Annotated in this window: 12 protein-coding genes; 5 read left to right on the top strand and 7 right to left on the bottom strand. The window is 56.0% G+C overall.

Annotated features, from left to right (window positions below; genetic code table 11):
• Positions 1–47 precede the first annotated feature (47 nt).
• Positions 48–572, top strand: coding sequence for a component of SufBCD complex (locus QZ517_RS07920; RefSeq protein ID WP_294224868.1), 525 nt, complete (start codon positions 48–50; stop codon positions 570–572).
• A gap of 41 nt (positions 573–613) precedes the next feature.
• On the top strand, positions 614–4,081 hold the full coding sequence (gene mfd / locus QZ517_RS07915) for a transcription-repair coupling factor (RefSeq protein WP_294224788.1): 3,468 nt from the start codon (positions 614–616) through the stop codon (positions 4,079–4,081).
• 113 nt (positions 4,082–4,194) lie between these two features.
• Here mfd and QZ517_RS07910 read toward each other — a convergent pair whose 3' ends face one another.
• From QZ517_RS07910 to QZ517_RS07895, 4 genes are all read right to left on the bottom strand, one after another.
• Positions 4,195–5,412, bottom strand: coding sequence for an MFS transporter (locus tag QZ517_RS07910; RefSeq protein WP_294224783.1), 1,218 nt, complete (start codon positions 5,410–5,412; stop codon positions 4,195–4,197).
• 41 nt (positions 5,413–5,453) lie between these two features.
• Complete coding sequence (locus QZ517_RS07905) at positions 5,454–6,671, bottom strand: multidrug effflux MFS transporter (RefSeq protein ID WP_294224780.1); 1,218 nt, start codon at positions 6,669–6,671, stop codon at positions 5,454–5,456.
• A 189-nt stretch (positions 6,672–6,860) separates the two neighbouring features.
• On the bottom strand, positions 6,861–7,502 hold the full coding sequence (locus QZ517_RS07900; RefSeq protein WP_294224777.1) for a DsbA family oxidoreductase: 642 nt from the start codon (positions 7,500–7,502) through the stop codon (positions 6,861–6,863).
• Positions 7,499–9,019 (bottom strand): class I adenylate-forming enzyme family protein, encoded by a 1,521-nt coding sequence (locus tag QZ517_RS07895; RefSeq protein WP_294224774.1) that lies wholly within the window; start codon positions 9,017–9,019, stop codon positions 7,499–7,501. The genes QZ517_RS07900 and QZ517_RS07895 overlap by 4 nt, the downstream gene beginning before the upstream one ends.
• An 85-nt stretch (positions 9,020–9,104) precedes the next feature.
• Between QZ517_RS07895 and QZ517_RS07890 the strand changes: the two genes are divergently transcribed.
• Positions 9,105–9,728 (top strand): XRE family transcriptional regulator, encoded by a 624-nt coding sequence (locus QZ517_RS07890; protein ID WP_294224772.1) that lies wholly within the window; start codon positions 9,105–9,107, stop codon positions 9,726–9,728.
• A gap of 162 nt (positions 9,729–9,890) precedes the next feature.
• Complete coding sequence (locus QZ517_RS07885; RefSeq protein ID WP_294224769.1) at positions 9,891–11,126, top strand: hypothetical protein; 1,236 nt, start codon at positions 9,891–9,893, stop codon at positions 11,124–11,126.
• Between the two features lie 40 nt (positions 11,127–11,166).
• Here the strand turns inward: QZ517_RS07885 and QZ517_RS07880 are convergent, their stop codons facing one another.
• From QZ517_RS07880 to QZ517_RS07870, 3 genes are all read right to left on the bottom strand, one after another.
• Positions 11,167–11,808, bottom strand: coding sequence for a DUF1638 domain-containing protein (locus QZ517_RS07880; protein ID WP_294224766.1), 642 nt, complete (start codon positions 11,806–11,808; stop codon positions 11,167–11,169).
• Positions 11,805–12,497: a class I SAM-dependent methyltransferase gene (locus QZ517_RS07875; protein WP_294224763.1), complete on the bottom strand. Its 693-nt coding sequence runs from the start codon at positions 12,495–12,497 to the stop codon at positions 11,805–11,807. The genes QZ517_RS07880 and QZ517_RS07875 overlap by 4 nt, the downstream gene beginning before the upstream one ends.
• An 87-nt stretch (positions 12,498–12,584) precedes the next feature.
• Positions 12,585–13,286 carry a B12-binding domain-containing protein gene (locus QZ517_RS07870; protein WP_294224759.1) on the bottom strand — a complete coding sequence of 234 codons (702 nt, stop codon included), beginning with the start codon at positions 13,284–13,286 and terminating at the stop codon, positions 12,585–12,587.
• A gap of 221 nt (positions 13,287–13,507) precedes the next feature.
• Here QZ517_RS07870 and QZ517_RS07865 point away from each other — a divergent pair.
• Positions 13,508–14,235: radical SAM protein (locus QZ517_RS07865; protein ID WP_294224756.1), on the top strand; the 728-nt coding region annotated here is incomplete at its 3' end.

Genomic DNA, 14,235 nt, shown 5'->3' with positions numbered 1-14,235 from the left:
CAGCAGCGCGGTATGTCAGATGGAAATTCTAAAGGGCAGTGAAGACTTTGGACCTGAGCCAAACTATTTTTGAACTCATCGACATGCGCAGTTTCAGCAACCTTTGGTTCTGGATTGCGCTCGCGGTTTTCTGGTCTTCGGCCAGTCATTGGGTGTTGGGTGTGCCGTGGGACTCCGTTCTGCGTGCAAAACGCAACGGCGGTCAAGCGGAGGCAGACCTGCAAGATCTGGTACGGATCAACTGCAACCGATTGCTGCATATTGCTGATGTGTCCGGTCTTTTTCTAATCGGCGGCAGCTGTTTTATACTGACTGGGTTGGCTGGCGTGGGTTTTGGCTACAATGTGGAGTTTGCACAGGCAGTATTCTTGCTCCTATTTCCAATGAGCATTGTCAGCCTGCTGAGTGTGCGGTTGGCCCGGCGCATTCGGGTAGAGGCGCCATCATCTGACGACTTAAGAAAGCGGTTGGCGCGGCATCGATTTTGGGTGCAATTTATTGGGATGATCTCAATCTTTGTGACCTCGCTTTGGGGCATGTTTCAGAACTTTCAAATCTCTCCGCTTGGGTAAGCTTACCCGCGTAACACTATGAAAATTGGACGGTTAATCCGATGAACGACGCGCAACACATCTCCGTGGGTGGGGCTCCTGAGGGCTTTGATGCTCAGCTGATCCTCAATGAGGTGGCCAAAAGCAACGGCCCGGTTGTGCATGTCGCGCGAGACGATAAGCGTATGGCAGCCACAAAGGCGGCGCTGGAGTTCTTCCAGCCAGACATGCCGGTGATTGTGTTTCCAGGATGGGATTGTCTGCCATATGACCGCGTGTCGCCCAACGCAGATATCTCTGCCACGCGAATGGCGACACTGGCCGGGTTGGTGCATGACATGCCCAGCCAATTTGTGTTGCTGACCACGCTCAATGCGGCCACACAGCGGGTGCCAGCCCGAAATATTTTGAAAGCAGCGGCGTTTCGGGCGCAAGTGGATCAGCGCATTGATGAAAAAGCGCTGCGTCAATTCTTGGTACGCATGGGATTCACGCAAGCCCCCACGGTGATGGAGCCAGGGGATTATGCAATCCGCGGGGGGATCATTGACATCTTCCCACCCGGCGATAGCGGCCCGGTGCGGCTTGATTTCTTCGGAGATATATTGGACGGGGTGCGGCGGTTTGATCCTGCCACACAGCGTACCACTGAAAAACTCGACATGATCGAACTTGCGCCAGTGAGTGAGGTCATCCTAGACGATGCAGCAATCACCCGTTTCCGACAGAATTATCGCATCGAATTTGGCGCGGCAGGGACGGATGATCCGTTGTATGAAGCGATCAGTGCAGGACGGAAACATCAAGGTGTGGAGCACTGGCTGCCGTTTTTCCATCAGGAGTTGGAAACACTGTTTGATTATCTGCCAAGTGCGGTGATTTCTGTGGATGATCAATCAGATGCAGCGCGCCTTGCACGTTGGGACAGTGTGGCGGATCAGTATGAAACGCGCCAACATGCCATGACCCAAAAAGCGCGGATGGATACGGTTTATAAACCTGTGCCACCGCAGCTTATGTATTTGGACGACGCGGCGTGGAGCAAAGCCATAAGTGGGCGTCGGGTGCTTCATTTTTCACCATTGCCGCAGGCATCAGGTCCTGGTGTGATTGATGCGGGCGGTCGGATTGGTCGTAATTTCTCTCCCGAGCGCCAGCAAGAAAGCGTCAGCCTGTTTGGGGCTTTGGCGGACCATATTCGAACCAAAAAACACGATGGGCCGGTGGTTGTCGCGAGCTATTCGGAAGGCGCACGCGAGCGGCTAAGTGGGCTGATCGAAGACGAAGGCCTGGCGGAAACCATCCACATCAAAGACGCAAAGAACATCGGGAAAACCGGCCTGTATTTGGCAGTTCTTGCGTTGGAACATGGGTTTGTAACCCCATCTATGACGGTGATTTCTGAGCAAGACGTTTTGGGAGATCGTTTGATCCGCGCGCCGCGTAAAAAGAAGCGGGCAGAAAACTTTCTCACCGAGACACAATCGCTCAGCCCGGGTGATTTGGTGGTGCATGTGGACCACGGTGTTGGTCGGTATCTTGGGCTTGAGGTCATCACGGCCGCGGGCGCAGCGCATGAGACTATTTCTTTAGAATACGCTGAGTCTTCAAAGCTTTACCTGCCTGTTGAGAACATCGAACTGCTGTCCAAATATGGCCATGACGAAGGTCTTTTGGATCGTCTGGGCGGGGGCGCTTGGCAGGCGAAGAAAGCCAAACTCAAAGAGCGTATCCGCGAGATGGCGGATCGGCTTATTCGCGTGGCGGCAGAGCGAGAGTTGCGCAGGGCACCTGTGCTGGAAGCGCAACATCACGCGTGGGAGGAATTCTCTGCACGGTTCCCGTATCAGGAAACTGAAGATCAGCTCAGCGCAATTGGGGATGTGATCGGCGATTTGGCGTCTGGACGCCCGATGGATCGTTTGGTGTGTGGCGATGTTGGTTTTGGCAAAACAGAAGTCGCGATGCGCGCGGCATTTGTGGCGGCGATGTCGGGGCAACAGGTGGCCGTGATTGCGCCAACCACGTTGCTGGCGCGTCAGCATGCAAAAGGATTTGCTGACCGGTTTCGGGGTTTTCCCTTGGAAGTCAGAACTTTGTCACGGTTTGTTTCGGCAAAAGAAGCTGAGAAAACCCGGGACGGCATGGCGCGCGGCACGGTTGATATTGTTGTTGGAACTCACGCGCTATTGGCCAAAAGTATTCGATTCAGGGATCTTGGGTTGCTGATCATTGATGAAGAGCAGCATTTTGGCGTGGCGCATAAAGAGCGGCTCAAACAGATGCGTAGCGATGTGCATGTGCTGACATTAACAGCGACGCCAATCCCGCGAACGTTGCAGTTGAGCCTGTCAGGTGTGCGCGATCTTTCAATCATTGGCACTCCTCCAGTGGACCGTTTGGCCATCCGAACCTATGTGAGCTCGTTTGATGCGGTCACAATACGCGAAGCGCTTTTGCGGGAGCATTATCGCGGCGGGCAGAGTTTTTTCGTGGTGCCACGGATCAGTGATCTGCCTGAAATTGAAGAGTTTTTACGGGATCATGTGCCAGAAGTAAGCTTTATCACCGCGAGCGGGCAGATGGCGGCGGGAGAGCTTGATGACCGTATGAATGCGTTTTACGACGGAAAATACGACGTACTTTTGGCAACAACTATTGTCGAGTCCGGCTTGGATATTCCCACTGCCAACACAATGATTGTGCATCGCGCGGATATGTTTGGCCTGGCACAGCTGTATCAAATTCGGGGACGGGTTGGGCGGTCCAAGACGCGGGCTTATGCCTATATGACCACCAAACCGCGGGCAAAATTGACGCCAGCGGCGGAAAAACGGCTGCGGGTGTTGGGGTCTTTGGACACGCTTGGAGCCGGATTTACCTTGGCTTCTCAAGACCTTGATATTCGTGGGGCCGGAAATTTGCTGGGTGAAGAGCAGTCTGGTCAGATGCGCGATGTGGGCTATGAGCTGTACCAGTCGATGCTGGAAGACGCGATTGCCAAGATCAAGACTGGGGAGCTGGAAGGCCTGTCAGGCGGAGATGATCAATGGGCGCCACAGATCAACCTGGGTGTGCCGGTTCTGATCCCGGATACCTATGTGCCGGATCTAGATGTGCGGCTTGGTCTCTATCGTCGTCTGAGTGGCCTTCAGGGTAAGGTGGAGCTTGAGGGGTTTGCCGCTGAACTGATCGATCGGTTTGGTAAATTGCCCAAAGAGGTCAATACGTTGCTGTTGATCGTACGCATCAAGGAGATGTGTAAGAAGGCAGGCATTGCCAAGCTGGATGGCGGGCCAAAAGGCGCGACCATTCAGTTCCACAACGACAAGTTTGCATCCCCTCAAGGGCTTGTTGAATTCATTCAGGATCAAGACGGCCTGGCCAAGGTCAAAGACAACAAGATTGTTGTGCGGCGGGATTGGCAGAAAGCGTCTGACAAGATCAAAGGTGCGTTTGCCATTGCCCGAGATCTTGCGCAGAAAGTTGTGGACGAGAAGAAACGCAAGAAGGCAAAAGCCACAAAATAGCGCGTCGGTATTGCATCTGTATCGCGGCTGTTTTGCGGAGGTGGGTTTTTACGGCGTTTTGCCCGGACGTGGCCCCCAAATTACTTGGGTTTTTCTGGTAAAAAGAAACGTAATCAGTCCAACCGAAGGCGGGCGATGGCGTATAGGAGTAGGCAGAGGCAGAGCGTTGCGGCGGCAAAGAACGGCGCGCGTAGCGCAAGTTCACGGCCCAAGGATGGTTCCAGCAGTGCAACTGTAGCCCCGGCAGCCATTGCACCAAGTGGCATGCTGCCCCAGCCAAAGAAGCGGTAAATACTGTTCACGCGACCAAGAAGCTCGGTTGGGATGCGGCGTTGGCGCCACGAGACCGTTATCACGTTCCACAACATCGCGGCGGCCATGACGGAGAACAGCGCAAATGCCATCGGGATTGCTGAGCTCGTCAGGCCGATGGTGCCGTAGCCAATGCCCCAAATGCCGATAGAGGCGTAGAGGCAAGGCTGGGTGCCAAACCATTGTACCAATTTGGGTGCGGTGAGGCTGCCGGTGATGGCGCCGAGCGCGGCGATGGAAAGCAAAAATCCGTATTGGGTGGCCGAAAGAGACAGCACGTCTTGGGCAAAGAGTACCTGCACGGTCATTGTACCCATGGCGATGAAATTGGCGCAGCCCAGCACAATGGCAAGACGCAACAGAAGGCGGTCACTGCGCATGAAGGTGATGCCTTCTTTCAAAGCACCAAAGAAGTTTTGCTGAACCTTGGGACGCGGCGCGAGGCTGATCATCCAGATCATGCCAGCGGCCAGTACTAGAGCCGCAATGTCTAGACCAAATGGAAGCGCGACGCTGGAGGCGATCAGGAACCCTGCCAGGGGTGGCCCGATAAATTGACCGGTGAGCTGTTCCACGCTCCACATCTGTCCGTTGGCAGCCTCGAGATCAGAGGGTGTCACGATGTCTGGCAAGATGGTTTGAGCGGCGTTGTCGCGCAGGACTTCGGCCGCGCCAAGCAGGAAAGTGAGGGCGGTGAGCAGCCAGATTGCACCTGCGCCGGGGGCACTGAGCGCCAGCCACAAGATGGCCCCCACAAGTGTGGCACGCAAAAGATCAGCGCGCGCGATGAGTTTGCGGCGATCCACTTGATCGGCAATCACCCCCGCGGGCAAAGCGAAGAACAGCCAGGGCAGGCGACCAGCTGCGGCCACGGCAGCGATGGCGACAGGATCGCGGGTCAGCAATGTGGCCAGCCAAGGGATGGCCAACATCACGAGTCCGTCGCCCAGATTGGTCAAGGCGCCGGAGGCAAAGAGAAGACGGTAGTTGCGATTGCGGAGGATTAATGTGCTGGCCATGCGGGTACTTTTTCGCACGGCCAGCAGATGTGCAAGCAACTTTAGGCGGCGACTGCGCGGGCTTCTATGCGGCGCATGTGCAGCATCAGCATGAAACCCACCAGAGCCAATGCGCCAATGGACATGACCAATGGTAGAGGCGTGCCATCAAACGCGAGGCTGATGGGGGCCGCGATGATCACCCCAAATATGGTGGAGAGTGCGCCCATGACAGACGCGGCGGTACCCGCCATATGACCCAGAGGTTCCATGGCCATGGCGTTGAGATTACCAATTGTCAGGCCCACGGAGAAAAAGACAGTCAGCTGCCATAGGGCAAACGCATAGAACTGCATTTCCGTGTTCAGCGTTGTCAAAGCCACAACCATGATGATGGCACAGAAGACTTTGCTTGCGACAGCGACAGTCACCAGAAAGCGCATGCCCCAATTCATCACCAGCTTGGCATTTAGGAGGCTGGCGGTGCCGGAAGCCAGAGCAATGCCGGCAAACCAATACGGGAACTCGGCTGCACGATCATAGGTTTGATCATACACCAATTGCACCGTGCCGATGAGGCCAAAGAGGCTGCCCATGATCAGGGATTGCACCAGGATCGACGTGCGCACGGCGGGAATGCCCCACATTTGGCGCAAGCCCCCCATAAGTTTGGCGATGCTGAATGGGCGGCGCTGTTCAACGGCAAGAGGTTCAGGCAGGCGGATGCCAATCCACAGCACGGAGAGCATCGAAAATAGCATGAATGCAATAAAGATGCCGCGCCAGGAAGAGAAGTCGATGATGAACTGACCCAAAAGAGGCGCCGCAGCTGGCACCAGAATAAAGACCATCATGACAAACGACATGATGCGGGCCATTTCGCGGCCGGAAAACAGATCTCGGACAATGGCCAGCGTCACAACACGAGGACCAGCGGCGCCCACGCCTTGGAACAGGCGGGCGGCCAGAAGCCATTCCAGAGTTTGGCTTTGGTAGCCGATAAAGGCACAGAGCGTGTAAATCACCGCGCCGGTGATCAGAACCGGTTTTCGGCCAAACCGATCTGACAGGGGCCCTGTAAAAAACGTCCCAATACCCATGCCCAGAACAAAGGACATGACAATCAGGGTTTCAGTGTTGTGGCTGCCGGGGCTAAGCTCAGCTGCGATTTGTGGCAGCGCGGGGAGCATGGCGTCGATAGAAAACGCGATGGTGGCAAACATCATCGCGCAAAGGGCAATGAATTCGACCTGCGTCATCGGCAGATTGTCTTTGGTCATGACATGCTCCGTCAAAAAGGCTCATGCAGGCAAGAGGACAGCACGCGAAAGCGCCGCTGTTCTAACTCTGGCCCACACCAGTTGGGTGATCGTGCTTGAGTGATCAGGCCGCAAAATGGCGGGCTGATTTACTTAGGTTAGCGTGCAGCACCGTGGTTCACAAGTGAAGAGTGAACGTTGGTTCAGACGTTACTCAACGGCGTTCTGCGCGCGCAGGTCGGCCATCACGCGGCGCCAGAGCTCAACGGGTTGGGCACCGGGTACGGCATGTTGATTGGCAACAATGAACGTTGGCACGGAGTTTACACCCATTTCACGGCTGTGAGCGTCGCGTTTTTGGATATCCGCAACGTCGGCGTCAGACTCCAGAAGCTTGCGCACCACGGCGGCGTCCATGCCTGCACTGTCTGCGATGTCTGCCAGCACGTCGATATCACCGATGTCACGGCCATCTTTGAAGTAGGCGGCAAACAAAGCATCCACCACGGCGTTTTGCTTTTTCTCGACGCCAGCCCAATGGATCACACGATGCGCGTTGATGGTATTTGGCGTGCGTTTGATGGCGGCGAAGTTGATTTCCAGACCTTCGTCACGGGCGTGTTGCTCGATTTCAGTATAGACCTTCACAGCATTGTCTTTGCCGCCAAACTTGGTTTCCAGATACTCACGACGGTCCATGCCTTCGGCCGGCATATCCGGGTTAAGCTGGAAAGGGTGCCATTCAATAACAAACGGATGGTCGCCTTCGGCTTCCAAAGCTTTCATCAGGCGGGTTTTGCCAATCAGGCACCACGGGCAGATCGGGTCGGAGATGATGTCGAGTTTGATCATGTGGAAACCTTGTAGGTATCGCGCAGGGCGCGGCGGTTGAGTTTGCCATTGGCGTTGGTCGGCAACGTGGGCAGGCGTTTGAAAATCCGAGGCTGCTTGTAACGCGCCAAATGGGTCTCCGCAAAGGCTTTCAGCGCGTCCTCCACAAGATCGTGATCAGCGGTATAAAACGCGGCGATGACGCGGGTGTCGGCTTTGACCTCAATATCCGTAACCGCAATGCCGGTGATCTCGGGATGTGGTAGGAGGGCGGCTTCGACTTCCAAAGGTGAGACACGAAACCCACCGGCGTTCATCATGTCATCTGCGCGAGCCATGTAGGTGATGTGACCGTCATCGTCCATTTGGCCCAGATCACCGGTGAGGAACCAGTCGCCTTGGAAACGGGTTGCTGTGTCTTCGGGGGCGTTGAGATAGCCGAGCATCAGGCCAGGGTCTGACTTGTGCACGGCGATGGTGCCTGGCGTGTTTAATGCGACGGGGCCAGTCTCATCAAGAATGGCGATGCGACGGCCGGGTTGCGGGCGGCCCAGCGTGCCTTTGGGCGCGGGATGGTCCGGGCTGGCGGAAAGGAAGGTCGAACATTCGGACATGCCAAAAGCTTCATAAAGTTTGGTGCTGGTGGCAGCGTTCCATTGGGCGCGTAAAGTTTCGGAGAGCTTTTCGCCGGCACAGAGGCCGTGGCGCAGGTTGGGAAGCGCCGGGTCATCGCTTGTCGCGAGGATTTTGCGATACACTCCCGGCGCGGCGGCGAACAGGGTTGCGCGGTTGTCGCGTAGGAGGTGAGGTAAGGTCTCTGGTGCCGTGCCAGGAGCGGGGATCAGAGCAGTGGCGCCTGTGGTCCAGGGGTCCATCAGGCCAGTGCCCAAGGTGAAGGTCCAGTTGAAGGCCCCAGCATGCAGGAGGCGGTCAGTTTCGAGCAGGTCATACCAGCCGTCAAACATCATCTGGCGTGCCCAAATTGCACGATGGGCGTGCACCACGGCGCGAGGAACACCGGAGGTGCCTGACGTATAAATGATGTAGGCGGGACGGTTGGGGTCGCCAAAGTCAAAGTCGGCAGCAGGAAGGGTGCGAAACTCAAGAAGAGTTTTAGTTGTCAATGTGTTGGTCTGTGAGTTTGAAGTTGTTGTAACTTCAGGGTCATGCAAAATGGCCGCTGGAGAAAGAGTCTCCACCATCTTTGTGACTTCAGCTTCGGTAAGCTGAGAGGACGTAGGAACGGGGATCAAACCAACAGCAATGCAAGCCAGATACGCGATTGGGAACTCCACCGTATTGCCAAGGCGCATCAAGACGCGGTCACCGGAGGTAAGACCAGACCGTAAAAGACCGGTTCCTGTGCCAAGGATGGCAGACTTCAGGGCGCCGAAGGTCCAGCTTTCACCCGTCTCTGACGATACGATACGGAGAGCCTCTTTATCCGCCAATCGGTCCGCATGGCGCAGCACATGGGCGGCCATGTTGAAAGACGGCGGGCAGGGGGGCGGTGGACCTTGGTCAAAAATTGAGCTCATAAGGCTGGGGTAGGCAGCAAACGCTATGGGTGCAAGAGAAACGTGGCGGTTGCCACTGCATGGTTACGCACGGTAGAAGCGCGGCATGAGCTCAAAAGACCCAAAATCTTTGATCAAAATCGCGCGTGAGAACGGCGGGCAGGATCATGTGGAACCATTGGACCTTGGCGAACGCGTGCGCGAGTTGCGCAAAGCCCGTAAGTGGACGCTGGAGCAGGCCGCGAGCCAGGCTGGTCTGGCACGGTCAACCCTGTCCAAAATTGAGAATGGTCAGATGTCCCCCACTTATGATGCGGTGAAAAAGCTGGCGGTGGGTTTGGAAATCTCGGTACCGCAGCTGTTTACCGCGCCGATTAAGGACCAGGTCAACGGCCGTATGGCGCTGGTGAAGTCCGGAGAGGGCACGCGCCAAGTCACCACCACTTATGAACATGAATTGTTGGCAGAAGGGTTGCGCAAGAAAGCGATGCTGCCCTATCGGGCACGGGTTCGGGCGCGGTCGATGGAAGAATTTGACGGCTGGGTGCGCCATGACGGCGAAGAGTTTCTTTACGTGTTGACCGGTGTGGTCACGCTCTACACCGAGTTTTATGAGCCGGTGGAAATGCGCCGCGGTGATAGCGCCTATTATGACGGATCCATGGGCCACAACGTGGTTTCTGTGAGTGCGGAAGACGCAACAATTCTGTGGGTGACATCGCTGGCATAAACACCTGTTAGGGAAGGTGTTTTTGATTTAGGGAAGGTGTTTTTGATCAATTTTCAGCAAAATCCGGAGTTTTTGCAGTTAGCGAAAATTGTAATGATTGATTGCACGTATTTTTAACAACGATTGGGGCATTCCAGAAGGGCACTTACATTTGGAGCCAGAATGGAACCTCAAGAAAGAATCGGGCTTGCGAGCCTGACAAAGATGGCGTTTGACGGCGTTGATCTTCAGCCTCTGCGTACTGAGTTGCTGAGCAAAGTGTTCACCGGAAAAGATGCGGATGGCATCTTTATGGATCTGTCGGTGATTGATCAGTTGCAGGGCAACCGTGCGGCGGGATTGGCCTGGCAGGAAGAAGCGCTCAAGCGGCAGAAGATTTTCAGCACTAAGAAAAGTGACGGCGCGCGCACCAAATTGCTGGTGTTTGCGGAGCCAAGCCACATTGGCGGCAACACACCCATCGAGTTCCTGTTGCAGGACGCGGATGTCGAGATTCTCACATATTACCTGAACGTAGACAGTGACGCACAAATCGATCTGCCCGCGCATGATGTGGCGTTTTGTGCTGCGCCTGCGGACAGTGCGAAGGCGGTGGCGTTTCAGGCTAAGGTCCGAGCGCTGACCGCGGTGGCAGGCACAAAAGTTGTAAATTTACCAGTTGGTCAGGTGGATTTGGAGCGTGACACGCTTGAAAAAATGTTTGCTGGCAAAGGCGGGCTGACACTTCCCAAGACGCAGCGGTTTGAGCGTGCAGAGCTGGAAGGCGATGCGGGTGAAGAGCGTTTGGCGGTGCTTGGCGATTATCCCTATGTGGTGCGACCTGTAGGCAGCCATGCCGGCGAAGGTCTGGTGCTGATCGAAAGTCAAACCGCGCTTGCGGCCTATTTGACAGAACGCGCCGAGGCAACATTCTATGTCTCGGAGTTCATCCCCTATGCCACGCGGGAAGACGGGTTTTATCGCAAGTATCGCGTAATCTTTGTCGATGGCCAGCCGTTCCCATGTCACATGGCGATCGCGGACCAGTGGGACCTTTGGTACCTGAACGCGCGCATGGAAGAGTTTGCCGAGAAACGCGCCGAAGAGTCCGCCTGGATGGATAGTTTTGACAGCACATTTGCAAACCGTCACGAAGGTGGTTTTGGGGCGCTGACCGAAGCAATTGACCTGGACTACTTCGGAGTGGACTGCGCCGAAGACCCGGACGGCAATCTGGTTGTGTTTGAAGCGGACAACGCGCTGATTGTTCATGATATGGATGACGAAGAAGTTTTTCCCTACAAAAGCAAGCACATGAACCGCATATTTGATGCGTTTGAAACTCTGCTTGAGAAAAATCGGCGTGAAAAGACGTCTGTTGAAACAGGCGGCACCAAGCCAACGCGGCGATTGTCGTAAGAGAGTTATGAAGGCGCTCCGGTTTGGGGCGCCTTTCTTTTCAGAGGGTTTCCAGAGCTTTTGCCATGTCGCCGTAGCCGGTGAAGCGCCGCTCAAACGCCAAGCCAAGGCGATCCGCGCAGTCTTTGGCTTTTTCCGTCAAGGCGGGATCGTCGGTTTGGGCTTGGTAGACCAGTTTCTCATAGTTTCCAAAATACATGTCGCGTAGCTCCGGATGACGATCGAGGCCCATGGGCTTGATGATAAAAGCGTCAAATTGGCGGACAAGGAAGTCGGTCAGGTAGAAGGCAGTGAACTCATCCTCGGAGATCTCTGCAAAGCGGTCGTTGCCTTCGAAGAAGCTGTAGCAATGGGGGCCTGAGACCATCTGTACGCCCAACTCGTCACAGGCCTGTTGCAACAAACCGCCCGTGCCGCAATCCGCATAAACCACAAAGATGTCGTCATAGGCGTCGCGATGTTTGGCGACAGCCTCGCGCACAGCGGGGGTAATTTTTTCCGGATGGATGTGGAAGATGGCAGGCAGGCAGGTGAGATCCATATGGGACCAGCTGTTGAGTTTGATAAGGTCCAAGATTTCACGCGCCAGAGCGCCGCAGGCCAGCAAAAGGATGCGGCCCGAAGAGCCGGTTGGGGACAAGCCCGTCTGGGCCAACGTGTTGTCGTCGGGGAGTTGGGTCATGGCTTGGTCAGCTTGATGGCAAAACGACCGGGCAGCAGGCCAGCGGGGCCGTAACTGTCCAGGATTTCGCAGTGCCAGCCGATCCCTTCCAGTGCGCGTTTGGTGCGGTCCGGATGACGGCGGGATTGTTGATGGATCACTGTGTCGACGCGATCGTCAACTTGCGTTTCGATACGGCGGGTGAGGCGGTCGCGCTCGACTGTGACCTCGATGCGCATCTGCCAATCCGCGCCTGTGTTGCGCCGGGCGTGCGGCAGGCAGCGGGGCCCAATCAGGTCGGCAAACAGCAAGCCGCCGGAGGGTAGGGCATCAAACGCAACCTGAGCCACGGGCAGGAGTGTGTCGCGTTTGGTTGTGGTGTCGATATAGCTGAGAACTTCGCCGAGACAGGTCACTGCGGTGGTGCCCTTGGGGATATGAATGTCGGCTGCGTTGCCTTGTTTCACCAAAAGACCGCGGGCTTGGGCGATTTCCACAAAGGCCGGTGAGAGGTCGACACCTTCGCCCATGACGCCGCGATCTTCGGCCACTGAAAGCCATGTGCCATCGCCGCAACCGATGTCAAACAGATGGGCGTTGACTGGTCCATGCAGGATTTCTGCAGCAAGCCAATCGTGCGCCTCGTCAAAGGTGTCGTTGTAGCCTTCGGCATGAATGCGGGCGAGATCGGGGGTATATAATCCGGACATATCGGTACCTTGAACAAAAACGGCCCGCCTGTGAAGGGCGGGCCGGACCAAATCGCTCGGGGAGTGAGCAAAAGGCGATGGGCCTGATCAGGCGCTCATCTGGTTGTGTTTGCGGGCCACCCATTCTTTGGCGGTTTCCACGGCCACAGCAGCGTCGCGGCAGTACGCGTCGGCGCCAATGGCTTTGCCAAATTCTTCGTTCAGCGGTGCGCCGCCAACCAAGACGATGTAGTCGTCGCGCTGGCCCTTTTCGATCAGCGTGTCGATCACAACTTTCATGTAAGGCATGGTGGTGGTCAGAAGCGCGGACATGCCGAGGATGTCGGGCTTGTGCTCTTCGAGGGCTTCCAGATACCCTTCAACAGCGTTGTTGATGCCAAGGTCGACCACTTCAAAGCCGGCACCCTCCATCATCATCGCCACAAGGTTTTTACCAATGTCGTGGATGTCGCCTTTGACCGTGCCAATCACCATGGACCCCATGCGCGGCGCGCCGGTTTCAGCCAGCAGAGGTTTCAGGATGCCCATGCCACCTTTCATCGCGCCTGCTGCCAAGAGCACCTCAGGCACAAACAGGATGCCATCGCGGAAGTCGGCACCCACAATGGTCATGCCGCCCACAAGCGCCTCTGTCAGCACGCGATAAGGCGCCCAACCACGTTCCAAAAGGATGTTCACAGCCTCTTCGATCTCGTCCTTGAGACCATCGTAGAGGTCGTCAAACATCTGTTGGACAAGTTCCTCGTCATTGAGTTCGGACAGGATGATGTCGTCTTGTTCTTCTGACATGCGCGTATTCCCATACCCTGGCGGGGGCCCAATATCGGGCACCGGTTGCTATTCTTTATAACCCAGCTTTCAAACTTTTTCAGCGTGCAAACTGTCTGATTAGCGACATAGCCAAGACCGCGTGCGACGTGTAGGGGCAAAAATCATCAATGCCATGAAAGTTTCTCATCCAGATCATGGGGTTTGTTGCATGTGTTCGCGGTTTGTTCTATTTTGGGCAAATGTCTGATCTGAATGAACCCAAAATTGACGCAGAAAGGCGGCGTGCTCGCGGCGCACAGAGCAATGCGGCCAGCCGGTACGATGCCCAACGAGAAGAGGTGCAGGATGGCTGGGACATTCCGGAGGAGCGCGCAGCCTTTGCCACTGAGGTGAGTGAAGAGCGGCCGCGCTCAGTAATCACGCGAAACACGTCGCCGGACATTCCGTTTGATCGCTCTCTGAATCCTTATCGCGGCTGTGAGCATGGGTGCACCTATTGTTTTGCGCGGCCAACCCATGCCTATCTTGGATTGTCGCCGGGCCTAGATTTTGAAAGCAAACTGGTGGCGCGGCCCAAAGCGGCTGAGGTGCTGGAGAAAGAGCTGCGGCGCAAAGGGTATCAGCCAAGCCTGTTGGCGATAGGCACCAATACCGACCCCTACCAGCCAATTGAGCGCCGGTACCGGGTTATGCGGTCGGTGCTGGAAGTGTTGCAACGGTTCAAGCATCCGGTGGCGATTACGACCAAAGGCACCTTGGTGGAGCGCGACATCGATATATTGAGCGAAATGGCGGCCCAAGGGTTGGCCCAAGTGGGGATTTCGCTGACCACTATGGATGTGGCGTTGTCACGCGCGATGGAGCCGCGCTGTCCCTTGCCGCAGCGCCGGATGCAGACCATTCGGAGATTGGCGGATGCGGGCATTCCGGTGAGGGTGATGTTGGCCCCGGTGGTGCCTGGATTGAC

It is taken from the genome of uncultured Shimia sp., from assembly GCF_913054185.1.
Classification (GTDB): domain Bacteria; phylum Pseudomonadota; class Alphaproteobacteria; order Rhodobacterales; family Rhodobacteraceae; genus Shimia.
Note: the sequence above shows the minus strand (reverse complement) of the source record. Positions and strands in the feature narration are given on the sequence as shown.

Bases quoted from the DNA above. Each gene is read 5' to 3' on its own strand.
- mfd (WP_294224788.1), top strand. From the start codon at position 614: ATGAACGACGCGCAACACATCTCCGTGGGTGGGGCTCCTGAGGGCTTT.
- QZ517_RS07910 (WP_294224783.1), bottom strand. From the start codon at position 5,412: ATGGCCAGCACATTAATCCTCCGCAATCGCAACTACCGTCTTCTCTTT.
- QZ517_RS07905 (WP_294224780.1), bottom strand. From the start codon at position 6,671: ATGACCAAAGACAATCTGCCGATGACGCAGGTCGAATTCATTGCCCTT.
- QZ517_RS07900 (WP_294224777.1), bottom strand. From the start codon at position 7,502: ATGATCAAACTCGACATCATCTCCGACCCGATCTGCCCGTGGTGCCTG.
- QZ517_RS07895 (WP_294224774.1), bottom strand. From the start codon at position 9,019: ATGAGCTCAATTTTTGACCAAGGTCCACCGCCCCCCTGCCCGCCGTCT.
- QZ517_RS07890 (WP_294224772.1), top strand. From the start codon at position 9,105: ATGAGCTCAAAAGACCCAAAATCTTTGATCAAAATCGCGCGTGAGAAC.
- QZ517_RS07885 (WP_294224769.1), top strand. From the start codon at position 9,891: ATGGAACCTCAAGAAAGAATCGGGCTTGCGAGCCTGACAAAGATGGCG.
- QZ517_RS07880 (WP_294224766.1), bottom strand. From the start codon at position 11,808: ATGACCCAACTCCCCGACGACAACACGTTGGCCCAGACGGGCTTGTCC.
- QZ517_RS07875 (WP_294224763.1), bottom strand. From the start codon at position 12,497: ATGTCCGGATTATATACCCCCGATCTCGCCCGCATTCATGCCGAAGGC.
- QZ517_RS07870 (WP_294224759.1), bottom strand. From the start codon at position 13,286: ATGTCAGAAGAACAAGACGACATCATCCTGTCCGAACTCAATGACGAG.